This window comes from Mesobacterium pallidum (assembly GCF_019966535.1).
Classification (GTDB): Bacteria; Pseudomonadota; Alphaproteobacteria; order Rhodobacterales; family Rhodobacteraceae; genus Mesobacterium; species Mesobacterium pallidum.
The window spans coordinates 292,278-312,803 of record NZ_JAIMID010000001.1 but is presented as its reverse complement, the minus strand read 5'-3'; the positions used below and the strand labels follow the sequence as shown (position 1 = coordinate 312,803).

Sequence of the window (20,526 nt, the reverse complement as noted above, 5' to 3'; positions counted from 1 at the left end):
CCCGCAACCGGCGGGCAAGGGCCTTTTGCCATGCGGCGACGCTCAGTTCCCGCCGAAGATATCCCGCAACACGTTGTCGATCACCCGCGCCACCGGATCGTCCGAGCGTTGCGGCTGCGGCGCCGGGGCACGCTGCACCGTCTGCGGCTGTTGCTGCGGTTGCGGCGCGGGGGCAGCGCGGGGCGCCTCGGGCACGTCCATCGGCAGCTCGGACACGGGCACGCCCTCGTTCACGCGCACCATGACCTCGTGCCAGATCTCGGCCGGCAGTCCGCCCCCCGTCACGCCGGTCAGCGGCGTGTTGTCGTCATAGCCCATCCAGACACCGGCCACGTAATCGGCGGTGAACCCGACGAACCAGGCATCGCGCGCGGCCTGGGTCGTGCCGGTCTTGCCCGCCGCCTGCCGGTCGGGCAGACGGGCGCGGCTGCCGGTGCCCTCGCTCACCACCTTCTCCATCATCCAGACCAGCTGGCGCGCGGCATGGGGCTGGATCACCCGCTCGCCGATGCCGCCCTGCTGTTCGATCAGCGGATCGTTGTCGTCGCGCATCCGCAGGTCGATCATGCCATAAGGCGCCACGCTCGACCCGCCGTTGAGGATGCCCGCATAGGCGCCCGTCATCTCGATCAGCGTCGATTCGCTCGCCCCCAGCGCCAGTGCCGGCCCGGCGGCCAGGTCGCTGGCGAGGCCGAACTGGTCCGCCACCGTGCGCACGATGTCGCGCCCCACCTCTTCGGACACTTTCACCGCCGGGATGTTGAGCGAGTTCTTCAGCGCCTCGATCAGCGTCACGCGGCCGTAGAACTGGTTGGTGTAGTTCTTGGGGCACCATTCCCCCGAGCCGGGGATGTTGAGGCAATAGGGTTCATCCACCACCGTCGAATAGGGCGAATGGCCGACGTCCAGAGCGGCCGCGTAAACGAAGGGCTTGAAGGCCGACCCGGTCTGCCGCCGCGCCTGCACCGCGCGGTTGAAAAGCCCCGCGCCATTGGCCTTGCGCCCGCCGACCATGGCGCGCACCGCGCCATCCGCGCTCATCACCACGATGGCAGCCTGCGCCTTGGAGCCTTCGCGCACCTTGGTTTCGAAGATGTCGGCCAGCGCCGTCTCGGCCGCGCGCTGGATGCGCTGGTCAAGCGTGGTGCGGATCACCAGGTCGGACGAGGTCTTGAGCGTCAGGAAATCGGGCACCTCGGTCAGCACCCAGTCGGCGAAATATCCGCCCGCCCGCGCCTCGGCCGCCTCGGACAGTTCGGCCGGGTTGGCGAGGGCATAATCCGCCTCGGCCCCGGTCAGGTAGCCCTGCTCCTCCATCAGCCCGACGACAACCGCGGCGCGGTTCTGCGCCCGCTCGAGATCGGCGGTCGGCGCAAAGCGCGTCGGCGCGGTCAGAAGGCCGGCCAGCATCGCGCCTTCGGACGGCGCCAGTTCCGAGGCGTGCTTGCCAAAGAACCGCTGCGCCGCCGCCTCGGCGCCATGCGCCCCGCCGCCCATGTAGGCGCGGTTGAGGTAGATCGTCAGGATCTCGTCCTTGGTGTACTTGACCTCCATCGCGATGGCATAGAGCGCCTCCTTGCCCTTGCGCATCAGCGAGCCCTGGCGGCAGTCGTTCTCGTAGTCGGTCTGGGTCTTCCAGACCTTGGGGTCATATTCGACGCCCAGGCACATCAGCTTGGCGGTCTGCTGGGTGATGGTCGACCCGCCGTGTCCCGACAGCGGCCCGCGCCCTTCGCGCAGGTTGATGCGCACGGCACTGGCAATGCCGCGCGGCGAGATGCCGAAATGCCGGTAAAAGCGCTTGTCCTCGGTCGCGACCACCGCGTTCTTGAGATGGGGCGACACCGTTTCGGCCGTGACCAGCCCGCCGAACTGCTCGCCCCGCCAGGCGAAGACCTGGCCATAGCGGTCCATCATGGTGACCGAGCCGCGCGCGCGGCCGTCCGCGACCTCGCTCACCGGTGGCAGGGTCGAGTAGATGTAGAGCACGGCAAGGCCGAGGATCAGCGCCGCGATGGCCCCGAGGCGCCAGCCAAAGCCCCAGACGACGCGCAGGACGAACCGGATGATCCCGCCGAAGAAGGCCAGCACGGGATTGCGCCGGCGCCTGGGCGCGGCCTTACGCGCCTTTGCCTTTGCCTTCGGCTTGGCCGCCGCCTTGGGTTTCGGCTTGGCCGCGCCCTTTGCAGGCGTCGTTTTCGAGGCGAAACGACGCTCTGCAACCAGTGGCGGCTTCCTGCGCCCTGAATCACTCATGTCCGACCTGCCCGATCTCGCTGTTTTGCGATATCCTACATCCGTATCCCGGGAATGTAGAGCGATCCTCCCGACAAAGTGCGTTCTCTTACCGCACAATTTTCAGGCATCATTTCTGAAAAGCACATTTTTTGTGCTTAATGCGTGGAATCCAGCGCCTAATTTCGCGGCATTTCTTCCGATTCCGTGCCCGCGGGGGCTTACCTGCCTGTGCGAATAGCAGGGCGACCTGCCAAACCGAAAGGGACCAAGGTGAAACTCATCATTGCGACGATCAAACCGTTCAAGCTCGAGGAGGTCCGCCAGGCGCTGACCGAGGCGGGCGTGCGCGGGATGATGGTGACCGAAATCAAGGGCTTCGGCGCTCAGTCCGGCCACACCGAAATCTACCGCGGGGCCGAATACGCCGTGAACTTCGTTCCCAAGGTCAAGCTCGAGATCGTGGTTCCGGCCTCGATGGCAGACCAGGTGGTCGAGACGATTTCGACGGCAGCCCGCACCGGCAAGATCGGCGACGGCAAGATCTTCGTCCTGGACGTGTCGCAGGCGGTGCGTGTGCGCACCGGCGAAACCGACGCCGACGCCATTTGAACGCACGGGATACACAGAGGGAAACTCACGACATGAAACTGACCAAGTTCATCCTTCCTGCGGCGCTGGTCGCGCTGCCGAGCCTCGGGCTCGCGCAGGAGGCCGAAGCGGCCGCCCCCGGGTTCGACGAGATCGGCCCCTACATCATGACCACCCTGCTGTTCTGCATGGCCGGCTTCCTGGTGTTCTTCATGGCCGCCGGCTTTGCCATGCTCGAAGGCGGCCTGGTGCGGTCCAAGAACGTCACCATGCAGATGACCAAGAACATCGCGCTGTTCTCGATCGCGGCCATCATGTACTGGTTCATGGGCTTCAACCTGATGTACCCGGGCGATTTCAACGGCTACGTCGGCACCTTCTTCTCGCCGACCGTGCTCGACCCGGTGGGTGTGGCTGCGGCCGATGCGGCGCTTGACTATGCCTCGGTCGGCTCGGACTTCTTCTTCCAGCTGGTCTTCGTCGCCGCCACCGCCTCGATCGTGTCGGGCGCGCTGGCCGAGCGGATCAAGCTGTGGCCCTTCCTGATCTTCACGATCGTCCTGACCGGCGTCCTGTACCCGATCTCGGGCTCGTGGAAATGGGGCGGCGGCTGGCTTGACGGCATCGGCTTCTCGGACTTCGCAGGCTCGACGATCGTGCACTCGGTCGGTGGCTGGGCCGCGCTCGCCGGCGCCATCGTGCTGGGCCCGCGGATCGGCAAGTACGGCAAGGACGGCAAGGTCACGCCGATGCCCGGCTCGAACCTGGCGCTCGCCACACTCGGGACCTTCATCCTGTGGCTCGGCTGGTTCGGCTTCAACGGCGGCTCGCAGCTGGCCATGGGCACTGTGGGCGACGTGTCGGACGTGTCGCGCATCTTCGCCAACACCAACATGGCGGCAGCTGCCGGGTCCATCGCGGCGCTCATCATGACGCAGATCATGTACAAGAAGCCCGACCTCACCATGGTCCTGAACGGCGCCCTGGCCGGCCTCGTGTCGATCACCGCCGAACCCCTGGCACCTTCGCTCTTCGGCTCGCTCCTGATCGGCGGCGTCGGCGGCATCCTGGTGGTCTTCGCGGTTCCGATGCTCGACAAGCTCAAGATCGACGACGTGGTCGGCGCCATCCCGGTGCACCTTGTCTGCGGCATCTGGGGCACCATCGCGGTTGTCTTCTCGGGCTCCGCGACCCTGACCGCCCAACTGACCGGCATCGTGGCCTACGGCGTCTTCACCTTCGTCGCCTCGCTGGTGGTCTGGTTCATCCTCAAAGGTGTCATGGGCATCCGTGTCTCGGAAGAAGACGAGATCATGGGTCTCGACATGGCCGAGCTGGGCATGGAAGCCTACCCCGAATTCTCGCGCGGCTGACCTCCTCCCTGAGGCCACGCGACATGGACCCGGGCGTTCGCGCCCGGGTCTTTTCTATTAGGCAAGCAGGCCCACGGTCCCGCGCCGCCTTGCCTTTCGCTGTTCCTCGAATACTCGATCGACGTCTGCCCAGGCCCCACCCGCCGGAGTGAGGGGCCAGCCCCTCACACTCCCCGGAGTTTAGAGGCAAGATGAAGAGCGGATCAGCGCCCGCAGTCTTCATTGTTTTGAAAATACCTCGGGGGGCGGCGGCAAGGCCGCCGGGGGGCAGCGCCCCCCTACCCGGCCCGCCTCAGGCCTGGCGCTGGCCGATCCGCGCGACGCCGAGCACGTCCAGCACCTTGGTCTCGATGTCCGAGGCGTTGAGGCCCGCCACGGCGTACATGTCCGCCGGGCTTGCCTGGTCGATGAAGATGTCGGGCAGCACCATGGAGCGGTACTTGAGCCCGGTGTCGAACACGCCTTCCTCGGCCAACAATTGGGCGACATGGCTGCCGAACCCGCCGATCGCGCCTTCCTCGATGGTGATCAGCGCCTCGTGGCGGGCGGCAAGGTCAAGGATCAGCGCGCGGTCGAGCGGCTTGGCAAAGCGGGCATCGGCAACGGTCGGCGTGATCCCCCGGGCGCCAAGCGCCTCGCAGGCCGTTTCGACCTCGGACAAGCGCGTGCCGAAGCTGAGGATCGCGACGCGCGCGCCTTCACGGATCATGCGGCCCTTGCCGATTTCCAGCACCTCGCCGCGCTCGGGCATCTCGACACCCGTGCCTTCGCCGCGCGGGTAGCGAAAGGCGATGGGGCCGTCGTCATGGGCCACGGCGGTGGCGACCATGTGCTTGAGCTCGGCCTCGTCGGCGGCGGCCATGACGACCATGCCCGGCAGGTTCGCCAGGAAGGCCACGTCGAAGGCGCCCGCATGGGTCGCGCCATCGGCGCCGACCAGACCCGCGCGGTCGATCGCGAACCGCACCGGCAGGCGCTGGATCGCCACGTCATGCACCACCTGGTCGTAGCCGCGCTGCAGGAAGGTCGAGTAGAGCGCGCAGAAGGGCCGCATCCCCGCCGCCGCCAGCCCGGCCGAGAAGGTCACGCCGTGCTGTTCCGCGATCCCCACGTCAAAGACGCGCGACGGGTAGCGTTCGGCGAAAAGGTCCAGCCCCGTGCCATCGGGCATGGCGGCGGTGACGGCGCAGATGCGGTCATCCTCGGCCGCATGGTCGAGCAGCGCATTGGCGAAAACCTTGGTATAGGCCGGCGCGTTGCTGGGCGTCTTCTTCTGCTTGCCGGTGACCACGTCGAACTTGGCCACGCCATGGCCCTTGTCGGCGGCATGTTCGGCATGGGCATAGCCCTTGCCCTTCTTGGTCAGCACATGCAGCAGGATCGGTCCCGTCGCGCGCTGGCGGATGGTGCGCAGCACCGGCAGCAGCTGGTCGAGGTCATGGCCGTCGATGGGGCCGAGGTAGCTGAACCCCAGCTCTTCGAAGAGCGTGCCGCCGACGGTCATGCCCTTCAGCATCTCCTTGGCGCGCTTGGCGCCTTCGCGGAAGGGTTCGGGCAGCAGGCTGACCGCGCCCTTGGCGGCGGCCTTGAGGTCCTGGAACGGCGCCTCGGCGTAGAGGCGGCTGAGGTAGGACGACAGCGCCCCCACCGGCGGGGCGATCGACATCTCGTTGTCGTTGAGGATGACGATCATCCGTTTCCTGAGGTGCCCGGCGTTGTTCATCGCCTCGAAGGCCATGCCGGCCGACATCGCCCCGTCGCCGATCACCGCGATGGCGTCGCCGATCCCCTCGGGGATGACGCCGCCCAGGTCGCGGGCCACGGCAAAGCCCAGCGCGGCCGAGATCGAGGTCGAGCTATGGGCCGCGCCGAAGGGGTCAAAGGGGGATTCCGACCGCTTGGTAAAGCCCGACAGCCCGTCCTTCTGCCGCAGGGTGCGGATGCGGTCGCGGCGGCCGGTCAGGATCTTGTGCGGGTAGCATTGGTGCGACACGTCCCAGATGATCTTGTCGCGCGGCGTGTCGAAGACCGCGTGCAGCGCCACGGTCAGCTCGACCACGCCAAGGCCCGCGCCCAGGTGGCCGCCGGTCTCGGACACGGCCGAGATCGTCTCGGCCCGCAGCTCGGCGGCGAGGCGGTGCAGCTCGGCATCCGAGAATTGCTTGAGGTCGGCGGGCCGCGCCACGCGGTCAAGCAGAGGGGTCTGCGGTCGGTCGGTCATGGTCTTCCCTGCCTTGGCGGCTGGCGTCAGGTTTCGCGCGAGATAACGAAGCGGGCGGCTTCCCGCAAGCTGTCTGCCCTGTCACCATAGCCAGATAGGACATCGCAGGCCCGAGTCACCAACTCGGATGCGCGGCTTTTTGCCCCGTCGAGGCCCAGCAGCGACACGAAGGTCGCCTTGCCCGCCTCGGCATCCTTGCGCACGGCCTTGCCGACAAGGGCCGCGTCGCCCTCGATGTCGAGGATGTCGTCGGCGATCTGGAAGGCCAGTCCCAGCGCCCGCGCATAGGCGCGCACCGGCTCGGGGTCGGCCTGGCCGAGGATCGCGCCCGCCGTCGCCGACCATTCGAACAGCGCGCCGGTCTTGCCGGCCTGCAGCGCGGTGATCTCGTCCAGTGTCAGGGGCGTGGCGGCGGTTTCGGCCGCGATGTCCAGCGCCTGCCCCATGACCATCCCGCGCGCGCCCGCCGCGCGCGCGAGCGTCAGCGCCAGCTCGGCCCGGACGGCGGCCGAGGGATGGCAGGCGGGCGCCAGCACCAGCTCGAACGCCAGCGATTGCAGCGCGTCCCCGGCCAGCACGGCCGTCGCCTCGTCCCACTTGCGGTGGACGGTCGGCAATCCGCGCCGCAGGTCGTCGTCATCCATGCAAGGCATGTCGTCATGGACAAGGCTGTAGCCGTGCATCGCCTCGATTGCGCAGGCGGGCCAGATCGCGTGCTCGGGGCCGACACCGTGCAGCGCGGCGCTTTCCATCACCAGGAAGGCGCGCAGGCGCTTGCCGCCCTGCGTGGCCCAGCCCATCGCCTGATGCACCGGCAGCTCGCCCTGCGCGGCGATCACATCGGCCAGCCGCGCCTCGACCAGCGCGGCGGCGCTGGCCAGCCGTCCGGGGAACATGGCGCCTTACAGCCCCTCGACCGGGGTCGTGCCGGTCGGGTTGCCGTCCTTGTCGGTGGTGATCGCGGCGACCTTTTCCTCGGCCTCGCGCAGCTTGGCGTCGCAACGCTTCTTCAGCTCGGCGCCCCGCTCGTACAGCTTGATGGAATCCTCCAGCGCCACGTCGCCGCGTTCCAGCGCGCCCACGGTGCGCTCGAGCTCGGCCATGGCTTCCTCGAAGCTCATCTCGGCCACGGGTTTGTTGCTCATGCGCCTGCCTCCTGCAAAACCTTGACATGGGCCGCACAGGACGCGGCCAGCGCCTCAAGATCATACCCGCCTTCCAATGTCGAGACGACCCGCCCGCCGCAGTGGCGCGCGGCGATCTCGCATAGACGCTCGGTGAGCCAGGTGAAGTCCTCGACTTCCCAGCGCAGCTCGGCCAGCGGGTCGGCGCGGTGGGCGTCGAAGCCGGCCGAGATGATCAGCAGCTCGGGCGCGAAGGCCTCGAGCCGGGGAAAGACCTTGTCCTCGTAAAGCTGCCGCATCATCGCGCCATCGCTGGCGGGCGGCAGGGGCAGGTTCAGGATGGTGTCATGGGGGCCGGTCTCGGACGGCTTGCCGGTGCAGGGCCAAAGCGGCATCTGGTGCGAGCTGACGAAGAGGCTGCGCGGCTCGTCCCAGAGCAGGTCCTGGGTGCCGTTGCCGTGGTGGACATCGAAATCCACGACGGCGACGCGGGCAAGCCCGTGTTCGTCCAGCGCCAGCTTGGCCGCCAGCGCGGCATTGCCAAACAGGCAAAAGCCCATCGGCGTCTCTCGCTCGGCATGGTGGCCGGGCGGGCGGATGGCGCAGAAGGCATTGGCGACCTCTCCGGCCAGGACCATGCGCACCGCCTCGCGTACCGCGCCAGCGCCGCGCAGGGCCGCGTCGAAAGATCCCGGCGACATCCAGGTGTCGGCGTCTAGCTGGGCGCGGCCCGTCGCCGGGGCCGCCGCGCGGATGCGGTCGATGTAGCTTTGAGGATGGATTCGAATTAAATCCGAATCGTCTACCAGCGGGGCGGTAACCCGCTTGAGGTCGAGCGTTTCAAGCGCATGAAGCACATGTTCCAGCCGCGCCACCCGTTCCGGGTGTCCATCGGGCGTTTCATGGGCCATGCAATCGGCGTGAGTCAGGAGAGCTGTGGTCATGCTTCGGACTGTTCCACAACCCGTCCAGCAGGTCCAGTGACCGCCGAAGCGGCGATTCGCCGGAAACTTCCACGACGTCCCGAAAGGGTTTGTTGTGTGACCAAAAGACACGTATTCTAAACATTACGTCCGAAATTACGGACACGACGTTTTGGGGACCTTCCACACATGACCAAGCAGACGAAAGTCCCGATGGATGAAGAGGTGCGCCTGGCCACCCTGTCGCGCCTGGGGCTGCTCGACACGCCGGCCGAGCGTGACTTCGACGACATCTGCCAGTTGGCATCCGAGATCTGCGGCACGCCGATCGCGCTGGTGTCACTGGTCGACCGCGACCGCCAGTTCTTCAAGGCCAGGGTCGGCATCGAGGCGACCGGCACGCCGCGCGACCAGTCGGTCTGTGCGACCACGATGCTGGGCAAGTCGGTGTTCGAGATCCCGGACACCACGCGCGACAGCCTGACGGCGACCAACCCGCTGGTCAATGACGGGGTGGTGGACATGAAGTTCTACGCCGGCGCCCCGCTGACCACCTCGGACGGCACCCCGCTGGGCGCGCTCTGCGTCATCGACCGCGAGCCGCGCGTGCTGACCGAGATGCAGAGGCGGGCGCTCGAGGTGCTGTCGCGCCAGGTGATGGCGCAGATCGAGCTGCGCATGGCCCTGCGCGAAAGCCGCGACCGTGCCGATGCGCTGACCGAGGCGCTGGCCCGCGAATCCGTGCTGCGGGGCGAGGTGGATCACCGGGTCAAGAATTCGCTGATGCAGGTGATGGCGCTGCTGAGGCTGCATGCCAACCGCACGCCCAACGCCGAGGTGAAGGAAGAGCTGCGGGCCGCCGAGGCGCGCGTCTCGGCCATCGCGCAGATCCACGAGATCCTGCATTCCTCGAGCGGCGGCACCGACGTGGACATCGCCGAGTATTTCAAGCGCCTTGCCGGCAACCTGCGCAGCACCGCGCCCGAGACGGTGGCGATCACCACCGCCGTGCCCGCGCTGCGCCTGGCGACGGCGCAGGCGACGTCGCTGGCGCTGATCGCAAACGAGTTCGTGACAAATTCGCTGAAATACGCCTTTCCGGACAGCGGGGCCGGCACCATCAAGCTGGAACTGCTGGAAGAAGCCAGCGGCGTGGTCGCCCGCTTCACCGACGACGGGATCGGCCATACGGGCCAGTCGCAGGGGCGCGGGCTGGGGCAGCTGATCATGCAGGCCGCGGCCGAGCAGATCGGCGCCGTGCTCGACTGGTTGCCGGGCCCGGGCACCCATCTCGAGATGCGCTTTGCCTCGCGGCTGGGCGTGGCCTGACATGCTGCGGGCGGCGCTGCTTGGCCTCTGCCTTGCGGCGGGGCCGCTCGGGGCCTCCGAGCAGGTGGTTTCGGACCTGAACGGGGATGGACGCGCCGAAAGCTTTGCCCTGCGCGACACGGGCGAAGGCACGGTCGACCTGCTGATCGACGGGGTCGTGGCGGCACCCGACATCGCCTGGAAAGGCGGGATCGGGCAGGAGCCCGCGCTGTCGCTGGCGCCCAACGGCTCGGTCCGGCTGAGCTCGATGAACGAGAGTATCGGCCGCGACCGTTGGCACCTGATGCTGACAATCGCCTGGCGCGACGGGGCCTATCGCGTGGCCGGGCTGACCTACGAGTGGTACGACACGCTTGACCTGGACCGTGCGGGGTTCTGCGATCTCAACCTGCTGAACGGCCGGGGGTTTGCCAGGCGCGGTCAAGGGGATGAGGTCGCGGTGCGGACGTCGCTTCGCGCGCCGCGCGTGGACCAGTGGCACGAGGGGCGCGCCCTGCCCGAGGTCTGCCCGACGGGGTGAGGTGGGGCTTGTTCCGGTCCCGGCCCGGACCGCCAAGTGTGCCTCAACCCTGATAAATGCCTTGTGCTGCAAAGGCGCGAAGCCGATCAATTTCGCCCGGAAGCCAGGATCGACCATACGGCAAGTGTCGAGCCCCTTACGGACCTCTCCGCCACGAACAAGCCGCGCAGCGTCGGGCCGCGGTACGGCGATCCGACGGTCGTGGGAGGCACTTTATCCCGGCCACATCCGTAGAACTTTCGAAGGGAGCACCCAGCCTCACCAAATCGCCGGACCGGGGGGCGGCCCGGCGATGCGCGGCGGCCTTGCGGCCTTGATTCCGCGCTGGGTTCTTCCGACAGGCTAAGGCGCAAGATGACAACGAATAAGGCTCGCCTTGAGTGGCGAGGCGGTTTGCTTGCGGCTTAGTTTCTGGGCGGGGCTAGGGTTCAGACCAGTCCCCTACCCCAGCGCCTTGGTGTGCCAGACCTCGTCCATGTACCCCCGGATCGTCCGGTCGGACGAGAAATAGCCCGACCCCGCGATGTTCTGCAGCACCATCGCATCCCAGCGCGCGGTGTCGGCATAGGCGGCATCCACCTCGGCCTGCGCGGCCATGTAGGCGTCGAAATCCGAGGCCACAAGGAAGCTGTCGTGGTTCCAGGTCATGTCCACCAGCCCGTGATACCGCGTCGGCTCTTCGGGGCTGAAGCGGCCCTCAGCCAGCATCTGCAGCACGTCCTGCAACACCTGGCTTTGCAGGATCGCGGCGCGGGCGTGGTCGGGTTTCCGGTAGCACGCCTGCACCTCCTCGGCGGTCATGCCGAAGAGAAAGAAATTCTCCGCCCCAACGTGTTCGCGGATCTCCACGTTGGCGCCGTCGAGCGTGCCGATGGTCAGCGCGCCGTTCATGGTGAACTTCATGTTGCCGGTGCCCGATGCCTCCTTGCCGGCGGTCGAGATCTGCTCGGAAAGGTCCGCCGCCGGGATCAGCCGCTGCGCCATGGAGACGTTGTAATTGGGCGGATAGACCACTTTGAGGCGGTCGCCCACGACCGGGTCGGCATTCACCACCCGCGCCACGTCGTTGACCAGGCGGATGACCTGCTTGGCGGTGGCATAGCCCGGCGCGGCCTTGCCGCCGAAGACCTTGACGCGCGGCACCCAATCCGCGCCCGGATCGCGCCTGATCGCGGCCCAGCGGGCGATGGTCTCGAGCACGTTCATCAGCTGGCGCTTGTATTCGTGGATGCGCTTGACCTGCACGTCGAACATGGCGTCGGGGTTCAAGGTCACGCCCATCTCGGCCTGCACCCAGGCGGCAAACGCCTCCTTGTTGGCGCGCTTGGCCGCGCGGATGGCGGCGTGGAGCGCATCGCTTTCATGGCGGACAAGCTCAGAGAGGCGGCCAAGGTCATTTTCCCACCCCGCCTCGATGGTGTCGGTGATCACGGCGCTGAGGCCGGGGTTCGACAGGCGCAGCCAGCGGCGCGGAGTCACGCCGTTGGTCTGGTTGAGGATGCGGCCCGGGTAGGCGGCATTCAGCTCGGCAAACACGGTGTCCTTCATCAGGTCCGTGTGTAGGGCCGAGACGCCGTTGACGTGCCGCGCCATGACGAAGGCCAGCGTGCCCATGTGCACCTGGTCGTGCCAGACGATGCGCAGATGCTCGGGGCACTTGGTGGCGGCCACATGCTCGGCGTCGATGCGTTCGATGATCTGCATGTGGCGCGGCAACACGCGGCCCATGAGCCAGGTGGACCAGCGCTCCAGCGCCTCGGGCAGCAGGGTGTGGTTGGTGTAGTTCAGACACTGGCCGGCGATCTTGCGCGCGTCGGACCAGTCCAGCCCGTGCTCGTCCACCAGCAGGCGGATCAGTTCCGGCCCGGCCAGCGCCGGGTGGGTGTCGTTCATCTGGATCGCGACCTTCTCGGGCAGCAGCGCGAGGTCGTCGTATTCGCTGAGGAACCGGCGCAGCATGTCCTGCAACGTGGCCGAGGTCAGGAAGAATTCCTGCTTCAGCCGCAGCTCCTTGCCGCTGTCGGTCGTGTCCTCGGGGTAGAGCACGCGGCTGAGCGTGCGCGCCAGCGCCTCGGGCGCGGCGGCGGCGGTGTGATCCCCGGCGTTGAAGCGTTCGAGGTCGAAAAGCTCGGTCGGATGCGCCGCCCAGAGCCGCAGCGTATTGGCCCAGGTGCCCTGCCAGCCGACCACCGGCGTGTCGTAGGCGCGCGCCAGCACGCTTTCGGACGGGTGCCAGATGGCGCGGCCGTCAACGGTTTCGACCCAGCCCTTGAACGGCACGGTGTAATTCGCCTCGGGGCGTTCGAATTCCCAGGGGTGCGGCTGGGTCAGCCAATCCTCGGGCGTCTCGACCTGGCGCCCGCCCTCGAACCGCTGGCGAAACAACCCATGTTCGTAGCGGATGCCGTAGCCCATGCCGGGGCAGCGCAGCGTCGCCATGGAATCGAGGAAACAGGCCGCGAGCCGCCCGAGGCCGCCGTTGCCCAATGCCGCATCGGGTTCATCCCCGATCACATCGTCCAGCGCGATGCCGTGGCGCGCCAGAACGTCCTTGATCTTGTCATGCAGGCCAAGGTTCACCAGCGCGTCGTCCAGCAGGCGCCCCATGAGGAACTCCATCGACAGGTAATAGACCCGCTTGCCCTTTTGCTCGTAGGTCTGGCGGGTGGCGGCGAACCAGCTGTCCACCACCGCGTCGCGCACGGCGTAGCTGGCGGCCATGCGCCAGTCGTGCGTGCTGGCGTGATCCTTGTCCTTGCCGATCGTGTAGACCAGGTGGCGCAGGATGGCGGCCTCGAGGTCGTCGGCACCGATGGGGGTCATGGCGGTCATAGTCATCCTGTCGCTGGGTTGGTCGCGCGGCCGGGCAATTACCCGTTCCGCAGGCATTTGCCACGGTTTTCCGCCGCGCGGCAAGCGGGGACAGCGGCCAATTGCGCAAGCGGCCCCGGGTGTTACGGGACGGGCACGGCGGGGACCTGTTCGAAGACCACGACCGATTGGGCCGCGACGCAGGTGCCGTCGAAAGCGCCGATCAGCTCGGGTTCGGCCGTGTCGAAGCGGCGCTGCCAGGCGCGGCCCTCGGGCAGCGGCGGTGGCGTGATCTCGAGCCCCTCGCCCGCGTTCAGCACCACCAGCAGGGCGCCCTCGCGGGCCACGTATTCCGGCGTGCCCGAGGCCATGCGCAGCTCGGCCACCACGAGGCGGAGGGCGGGATCGTCCCAATCCTCCTGTGTCATGGCGGCGCCGTCGGCGCGGCGCCAGAAGAGGTCGGATGCGCCATCGACCAGCCGCGGCTGGGAATGCAGGAACCGGGTCTGGCGCAGGATCGGATGCGCCTTGCGGAAGGCGATGGCCTTGGCGCAGAAGGCGAAAAAGGCGTCGTCCGGGTCCGACCAGCCGATCCAGCCGATGCGGTTGTCCTGGCAATAGGCGTTGTTGTTGCCCGACTGGCTGTTGCCGATCTCGTCCCCGGCCAGCAGCATGGGCGTGCCCTGCGACAGCAGCATGGTGGCGATCATGTTGCGCCGCCGCCGGGCGCGGGCGGCGCGGATCGCGGGATCTGGCGAGGGCCCCTCGGCCCCCATGTTGTCGCTGTGATTGTCGGAATGGCCGTCGCGGTTGTCCTCGCCATTCGCCTCGTTGTGCTTGTGGCTGAAGCTGACCGTATCCATCAGCGTGAACCCGTCATGGGCGGTCAGGAAATTGACCGAAGCCGAGGGCGCCCGCCCGTCGTGGTCGAAGAACTGGGCCGAGCCGGTCAGCCGCGCGGCCATGCCGGCCACCATGCTGTCGTCGCCGCGCCAGAACTTGCGCACGTCGTCGCGGAAGGTGTCGTTCCATTCGGCGAAGGGCGCAGGGTACGCGCCCAGCTGGTAGCCGCCGGGGCCGATGTCCCAGGGTTCGGCGATCAGCTTGAGCCGGTTCAGCACCGGGTCCTGACGGATCGCGCGGAAGAACGGCCCGTCGCGGTCGAACCCGCCCGCCGTGCGCCCCAGCGTCGAACAGAGATCGAACCGGAAGCCGTCGACATGCATCACTTCGGCCCAATACCTGAGCGAGTCCATGACCAGCCGCAGCACGAAGGGGTTGTCGAGGTTCAGCGTGTTGCCGCAGCCGGTGTCGTTGATGTAATACCGCTTGTCCTCGGCCAGCCGGTAGTAGCTGGCATTGTCGAGGCCTCGGAAGGACAGGGTCGGCCCGGTCTCGCCGCCCTCGGCCGTGTGGTTGTAGACCACGTCAAGGATCACCTCGATCCCGGCGGAATGGAACCGCGCGACCATCTGCTGGAACTCGGCGATCTGCCCGCCGTGCAGGTAGCGCGGATCGGGCGCGAAGAAGCCGTAGGACATGTAGCCCCAGTAGTTGCGCAGCTTCTGGTCCACCAGGAACTTGTCGTCGACGAAGGCGTGGACGGGCAGCAGCTCGACCGCCGTGATGCCGAGGCGCGTGAGGTGGTCGAGCACCGGATCCTCGGCCATCCCCAGGAACGTGCCCGGCCGCACGATGTCGCGCCGCCCGGCGGTCATGCCCTTGACGTGGGTCTCGTAGATCACGCCGTCGGCAAGTGGCGTGTTCGGGCGCGGCTTGGCACCCCAGGTAAAGGCCGGGTCAACCACCACCGACCGGGGCATGTAGGGGGCAGAATCGCGCTTGTCGAAGCTGAGATCGCTGCCCGGGTCGCCCGGCGTGTAGCCGAAGAGCGCATCGTGCCAGATCGGGTGGCGCGTCAGCTTTTTCGCATAGGGGTCGATCAGCAGCTTGTAGGGGTTGAAGCGGTGGCCCTTCTCGGGCTCGTAGGGCCCGTGGACGCGGTAGCCATATTGCTGCCCCGGCCGCATCCCCGGCACGTAGCCATGCCAGACATGACCGTTGCGTTCCGGCAGGGTCACGATCTGGTTCTCGCGCCCCGCATCGTCAAACAGGCACAGCGACACCTTGGTGGCATGGCGAGAGGCGATGGCAAAGTTTACGCCATCCCCGTCGAAGGTGGCCCCCAGCGGATCGGGGTGCCCCGCAAGGATCGGGAAATTTCCGCGCATCTCAGCCCGTTACCAACTCTGCATAAAGCGCGGCATAGGCGGCGGCCGAGGTTTCCCAGCCGACGGGCTGCTTCATCCCGTTGCGTTGCAGCGTGGCCCAGGTCTTTGGGTCCGCGTAAAGGTCGCAAAGCTGCGCCAGCGCGTTGCCGAGGCTCAGCGCGTCGATGGGGAAGAACTGCACCCCCGTCGCCACACCCCGCGCCAGCGCGGCGGGCGAGGCGTTGATGACCGTGTCCGCAAGCCCCCCGGTCAGCGCAACCAGCGGCACGGTGCCGTAGCGCAGACCGTAAAGCTGGGTGAGGCCACAGGGCTCGAACCGCGACGGGACGAGGATCGCCTCGCCGCCCGCCATCATGCGATGCGACAGCGCCTCGTCATAGCCGATCTTGACGGCCACGCCCGGATGAGTGGCCGCGTAATCCTTGAGCAGGCTTTCGAGATGCGGATCGCCCGAGCCCAGCAGCGCCAGCTGCCCGCCGCGTTCCAGCAGGGCTGGCAGCGCCTCGATCAGCAGGTCGATGCCCTTCTGGCCCGATAGACGCGAGACGAGCACGCACAGCGGACCGGGCGCGTCGTCGGGCAGGCCGAACTCGGCGCGCAGCGCGGCGGTGTTGGCCGCCTTGCCGCGCGGGGTCGAGTAGGTCGCCGCCAGCGCCGGGTCGGTCGCCGGGTTCCAGGCGTCCGTGTCGATGCCGTTGACGATGCCGCTCAGCACCCCCTTGCGGGCGCGCAGCACTCCTTCCATCCCCATGCCGAAAGCGTCGGTCAGCAGCTCGTGCGCGTAGGTGCGCGAGACGGTGGTGATGCGGTCGGCGCCGGTCAGCCCGGCCTTGAGCGCCGAGACCTGCCCCCAGTATTCGAAATGCTCCTGCCGGAACCGCCAGGGGTCGAGCCCCAGGCTGCCGATGCGACCGGGTTCGACATTGCCGTGGAAGGCGACATTGTGGATCGTCATGACAAACGGCACGCGGGCGCCCATGGCGTGCATGTATTCCGGCGTGAAGCCGGCCTGCCAGTCGTGGCCGTGCACCACCTCGGGCCGCCAGTCGCCCGCGCCGTGGGTCGCGATATGCGCCGCGACCCAAGCCAGCGCGGCAAAGCGTTCCGGGTTGTCCGCCCAGTCGCGCCCCTGCGGGTCGAGGTAGGGCCCGCCCTCGCGGTCATAAAGATGCGCGGCCTCGATCGCGTAGAGCGCCAGCGGGCCGACCTGCGCAAAAAGCAGCCGCGCCGGCCCGCCGAAAAGGTCGTCGAATCGCGCGACCTCCGCCGCCCCGTCCATCCGCGCCAGCACCGCCCGGTAGCCCGGCAGCAGCGTGCGCATCTCGCACCCCTCCCCCGCCAGCGCGCCGGGCAGCGCACCGGCCACGTCGGCCAGCCCGCCGGTCTTGACCAGCGGTGCGCATTCCGAGGCGACGGAGAGGATCGTGGTCATTTGCTCGCGGCTCGTCGGTCCAGCATGTTCTGCGTGATGAGGGTGGTGCCCCGCTCGGACACGCGGAACCACTTTGCGTCTTCCTCCGGATCCTCGCCGACCACAAGTCCTTCCGGTATCACGACACTGGAATCGATCACCACCTTGTGCAGCCGTGCCGAACGATTGACCACCACGCGCGGCAGGACCACCGCGTGGTCGAGCACGGCGTAGGAATTGCTGTGCACGTTGGTGAAGAGCACCGAGTTGCGCACCTCGGTCCCCGAGATGATGCAGCCGCCCGAGATCATGGACGAAATCGCCATGCCGCGGCGGTCGCGTTCGTCGTGGATGAACTTGGCCGGAGGGACGGATTCGGAATAGGTCCAGATCGGCCAGCTGCGGTCCCAGAGGTTGAGGTCGGGGGTGAAATCCGTCAGGTCGATGTTCGCCTGCCAGAAGGCATCGACCGTGCCCACGTCCTTCCAGTAGGCCGGCGCGCCCTCGGCCCGCACGCAGCTGTCGTCAAAGCGGTGGGCGATGGCCTTGCCGTTCTTGACGATGGCCGGGATCAGGTCGTTGCCGAAATCGTGGCTCGATTCCGTGTCCTCGGCATCGGCGGTCAGCAGGTCGCGCAGGAAGGACCACTTGAAGACATAGATCCCCATCGACGCCAACGCCTTGGTCGGATCGCCCGGCATGGCCGGCGGATCGGCCGGTTTCTCGAGGAACGAGGTGATGCGCCCGCTGGCGTCCGTGGCCATGACGCCGAAAGCCGAGGCCTCTTCGCGCGGGACGGTCAGGCAGCCGATGGTCACGTCGGCTTCTGCCTCGACGTGCTGGCGCAGCATCAGCTCGTAATCCATCTTGTAGATGTGATCCCCGGCCAGGATGATCACGTAGTCGATGGCGTAGCTGTCGACGATGTCGATGTTTTGCGTGACCGCGTCGGCGGTGCCGCGGTACCAGTTCTCGTTGCCGGACCGCTGCGAGGCGGGCAGGATGTCGAGGAATTCGTTGCGCTCGGCGCGGAAAAAGTTCCAGCCCCGCTGCATGTGCCGGATCAAGCTGTGCGCCTTGTACTGGGTCGCCACCGCCATGCGGCGGATGCCCGAGTTCAGCGCGTTCGACAGGGCAAAGTCGATGATCCGCGTCTTGCCGCCAAAGTAGACGGCCGGCTTGACGCGCCGGTCGGTCAGCTCCTTCAGGCGACTGCCGCGCCCCCCTGCCAGAACGAAGACCATGGACCGTTGGGCCAGTCGCGTGGTTTCCATGACGTTATCCTCCCCTTTATGTGTCGGCCTTGCGCAGCCGCAGGACCACGGTCGCAAGCGGCGGCAATGTCAGTACGATCGAATTCGGGTGGCCATCGCAGGGCTCGGGCGTGCTGGTCACCCCGCCAAGGTTGCCGCGATTGCCGCCCCCGTAAAGCTCGGAATCGGTGTTGAGCACCTCGTCCCAATGCCCGGCCTCGGGCACGCCCACCCGGAAGGCCGAACGTTCCACGGGGGTGAAGTTGCACATGACCACGACGGGCGCATCGCCCGTGTCGCCGTAGCGCACGAAGCCCAGCGTCGATTGCGCCGGATCGCCGTTCAGCCAGCGGAAGCCGCTTTCGTCGCAATCCTTGACGTGCAGCGCGGGCGTGTCGCGGTAAAGCCGGTTGAGGTCACGCACCAGCGCCTGCACGCCTGCATGGGCCGGCTGTTCGGCCGCGTGCCAGTTCAGTTCCGAATTGTGGTTCCATTCCTCGGGCTGGGCAAATTCGCAGCCCATGAACAGCAGCTTCTTGCCCGGATGCGTCCACATGAAACCGTAGTAGGCCCGCAGGTTGGCGAATTTCTGGTCCTCCGGCCCCGGCATCTTGGCCAGCATCGACCCCTTGCCGTGCACCACCTCGTCATGGCTGATCGGCAGGATGAAGTTCTCGGAAAAGGCATAGTGGATGCCAAAGGTCATGTTGTCCTGGTGGTACTGGCGGTGGATCGGGTCGCGCTGCATGTAGCTGAGCGTGTCGTTCATCCAGCCCATGTTCCACTTGAAGCCGAAGCCCAGCCCGCCAAAGTTCACGGGCCGCGACACGCCCGGAAAGCTGGTGCTTTCCTCGGCCACGGTCATGACGTCCGGGTGGGCGGCGTAGACGGCGCTGTTCATCTCTTTCAGGAAATCGATGGCCTCGTAATTCTCGCGGCCGCCGTCCTTGTTGGGGATCCATTGGCCTTCGCTGCGCGAGTAGTCGCGGTAGAGCATCGAGGCGACCGCATCCACGCGCAGCCCGTCAAGGTGGTATTCCTCCATCCAGTAAAGCGCGTTGGCGACAAGGTAATTGCGCACCTCCGTGCGGCCGTAATTGTAGATCAGCGTGTTCCAGTCCTGGTGGAAGCCTTCACGCGGATCGGCATGTTCGTAAAGCGCGGTGCCGTCGAACCGGGCAAGGCCGTGGTCGTCGGTCGGGAAATGCCCCGGCACCCAGTCCAGCAGCACACCCATGCCCGCCTCGTGCGCGGCCTCGACGAAATCGCGGAACTCATGCGGCGGGCCAAAGCGGATCGTGGGGGCGTAAAGCCCGACCGGCTGGTAGCCCCAGGACCCGTCGAACGGGTATTCCGAGACCGGCAGCAGCTCGATATGGGTAAAGCCCATGCCCTGCGCATAGGCCACCAGATCGCGGGCCAGTTCCTTGTAGGACAGCGACCGGCCGTTTTCATCCCAGCGCCGCCGCCACGAGCCCAGATGCACCTCATAGATCGAGATCGGCGCTTTCAGACTGCCCGCTTCCTTCCGCGCCGCCATCCAGTCCGCGTCCTTCCAGCCGTAGCCGGTGATATCGCGCACGACCGAGGCTTTCTCGGGCGGATGCTGAGAGCCGAATCCCACCGGGTCGGCCTTGAGGTGCAGGCCCCCGTCGGCCCCCAGCACCTCGTACTTGTAAAGCGCGCCCTCGCCGAGGCCGGGCAGGAAGATCTCCCACACCCCGGTCGCGCCGACCCGGCGCATGGGGTGGCGGCGCCCATCCCAGAGGTTCCAGTCGCCGACGACCGAGACGCGCCGCGCATTCGGCGCCCAGACCGCGAAATGGATGCCGATCAGCCCCTCGTGCTCGCGCACATGGGCGCCCAGCGCGCGCCAGAGCTGGCGATGCGTGCCCTCGCCCATCAGGTACTCGTCGAAATCGGTCAGCACGGGGCCAAGGGCATAGGGGTCGACGTGATCGACCACCGTGCCGTCGCCGTATGTGATGCGCAGGGTGTAGGCCTTGCCGGGCACGGGGGCGGCGAACACGTCGCCGTCGATTCGTGCCAGCGGAGTCTCCTTGGCATCGACCACCGCCGAAACGGAGGCCGCATCCGGTTGCAAGGCACAGATCCAGCGTTTGCGCGTCTCGGCATGGGGGCCCAGCACGTCGAAGGGCGCACCGTGCCGCCCCGCGTTCAGCGCCGCCACGCTGTCCGTATCAAGGAACCCGGGCCGCGCGGCTGCACGCGACGTCTTTCCGGCCGCTGTCTTCCTGTCGCCCGCCATTCTGGCCTCCCTTGGCGCCAAATGGCACCCTTTCCCGGCAACGTTAGCGCTATCATCGGCGGAAATCCAACGATTTCGGCCTCTGCGCGCCAGGCCGCGCCGCTGCACCACGTGGCGCGACGGCCCGATCAGTCAAACCCTAACCGCCCGCCCCCGGCCCTGTCACGGGCAAACCTTGGGATCCCGCGCAACGCGCGGGGGCCCGGAGGCGCCAGCCTCCGGGCCCCCGCCCCGG

14 protein-coding genes are annotated in these 20,526 nt (G+C 67.4%); 4 read left to right on the top strand and 10 right to left on the bottom strand.

The window, feature by feature from the left end:
* Positions 1-42: 42 nt before the first annotated feature.
* Positions 43-2,256, bottom strand: coding sequence for a transglycosylase domain-containing protein (locus tag MF270_RS01400; protein ID WP_238364059.1), 2,214 nt, complete (start codon positions 2,254-2,256; stop codon positions 43-45).
* Positions 2,257-2,508: 252 nt separating this feature from the next.
* On the opposite strand from MF270_RS01400, the gene MF270_RS01395 reads away from it, so the two are divergent.
* Together MF270_RS01395 and MF270_RS01390 are read left to right on the top strand one after the other, a co-directional pair.
* Positions 2,509-2,847 carry a P-II family nitrogen regulator gene (locus MF270_RS01395; RefSeq protein WP_238364058.1) on the top strand — a complete coding sequence of 113 codons (339 nt, stop codon included), beginning with the start codon at positions 2,509-2,511 and terminating at the stop codon, positions 2,845-2,847.
* A gap of 32 nt (positions 2,848-2,879) precedes the next feature.
* Positions 2,880-4,199: an ammonium transporter gene (locus tag MF270_RS01390; RefSeq protein WP_238364057.1), complete on the top strand. Its 1,320-nt coding sequence runs from the start codon at positions 2,880-2,882 to the stop codon at positions 4,197-4,199.
* 292 nt (positions 4,200-4,491) lie between these two features.
* On the opposite strand, the gene dxs is transcribed toward MF270_RS01390, so the two are convergent.
* From dxs to MF270_RS01370, 4 genes are read right to left on the bottom strand one after another with little or no spacing between them, the layout of a single operon-like run.
* A complete protein-coding gene (gene dxs, locus MF270_RS01385) occupies positions 4,492-6,420 on the bottom strand; it encodes a 1-deoxy-D-xylulose-5-phosphate synthase (RefSeq protein ID WP_238364056.1) in 1,929 nt (642 codons plus the stop codon).
* A gap of 26 nt (positions 6,421-6,446) precedes the next feature.
* Positions 6,447-7,316: a polyprenyl synthetase family protein gene (locus tag MF270_RS01380; RefSeq protein ID WP_238364055.1), complete on the bottom strand. Its 870-nt coding sequence runs from the start codon at positions 7,314-7,316 to the stop codon at positions 6,447-6,449.
* 6 nt (positions 7,317-7,322) lie between these two features.
* Positions 7,323-7,565: an exodeoxyribonuclease VII small subunit gene (locus MF270_RS01375; RefSeq protein ID WP_238364054.1), complete on the bottom strand. Its 243-nt coding sequence runs from the start codon at positions 7,563-7,565 to the stop codon at positions 7,323-7,325.
* Positions 7,562-8,488, bottom strand: a complete 927-nt coding sequence (locus MF270_RS01370; RefSeq protein ID WP_238364053.1) for a histone deacetylase family protein — start codon at positions 8,486-8,488, stop codon at positions 7,562-7,564. The genes MF270_RS01375 and MF270_RS01370 overlap by 4 nt, the downstream gene beginning before the upstream one ends.
* Before the next feature lie 168 nt (positions 8,489-8,656).
* On the opposite strand from MF270_RS01370, the gene MF270_RS01365 reads away from it, so the two are divergent.
* Together MF270_RS01365 and MF270_RS01360 are read left to right on the top strand one after the other, a co-directional pair.
* Entirely contained in the window at positions 8,657-9,796 is a 1,140-nt protein-coding gene (locus MF270_RS01365) for a histidine kinase dimerization/phosphoacceptor domain -containing protein (RefSeq protein WP_238364052.1), read from the top strand.
* Position 9,797: 1 nt separating this feature from the next.
* Complete coding sequence (locus tag MF270_RS01360; protein ID WP_238364051.1) at positions 9,798-10,316, top strand: hypothetical protein; 519 nt, start codon at positions 9,798-9,800, stop codon at positions 10,314-10,316.
* 441 nt (positions 10,317-10,757) lie between these two features.
* Here MF270_RS01360 and MF270_RS01355 read toward each other — a convergent pair whose 3' ends face one another.
* The 5 genes from MF270_RS01355 to glgB form a co-directional block, all read right to left on the bottom strand.
* A complete protein-coding gene (locus MF270_RS01355; protein WP_418887851.1) occupies positions 10,758-13,139 on the bottom strand; it encodes a glycogen/starch/alpha-glucan phosphorylase in 2,382 nt (793 codons plus the stop codon).
* 131 nt (positions 13,140-13,270) lie between these two features.
* Positions 13,271-15,358, bottom strand: coding sequence for a glycogen debranching protein GlgX (glgX, locus tag MF270_RS01350; RefSeq protein ID WP_238364050.1), 2,088 nt, complete (start codon positions 15,356-15,358; stop codon positions 13,271-13,273).
* Between the two features lies 1 nt (position 15,359).
* The gene (gene glgA, locus MF270_RS01345; protein ID WP_238364049.1) at positions 15,360-16,790 is read right to left on the bottom strand and encodes a glycogen synthase GlgA; all 1,431 of its coding nucleotides are present in this window, start codon (positions 16,788-16,790) and stop codon (positions 15,360-15,362) included.
* Positions 16,787-18,043: a glucose-1-phosphate adenylyltransferase gene (gene glgC / locus MF270_RS01340; protein ID WP_238364048.1), complete on the bottom strand. Its 1,257-nt coding sequence runs from the start codon at positions 18,041-18,043 to the stop codon at positions 16,787-16,789. Before glgC ends, glgA begins: the two co-directional genes overlap by 4 nt.
* 16 nt (positions 18,044-18,059) lie before the next feature.
* Entirely contained in the window at positions 18,060-20,291 is a 2,232-nt protein-coding gene (gene glgB, locus MF270_RS01335; RefSeq protein WP_238364047.1) for a 1,4-alpha-glucan branching protein GlgB, read from the bottom strand.
* Positions 20,292-20,526: the final 235 nt, after the last annotated feature.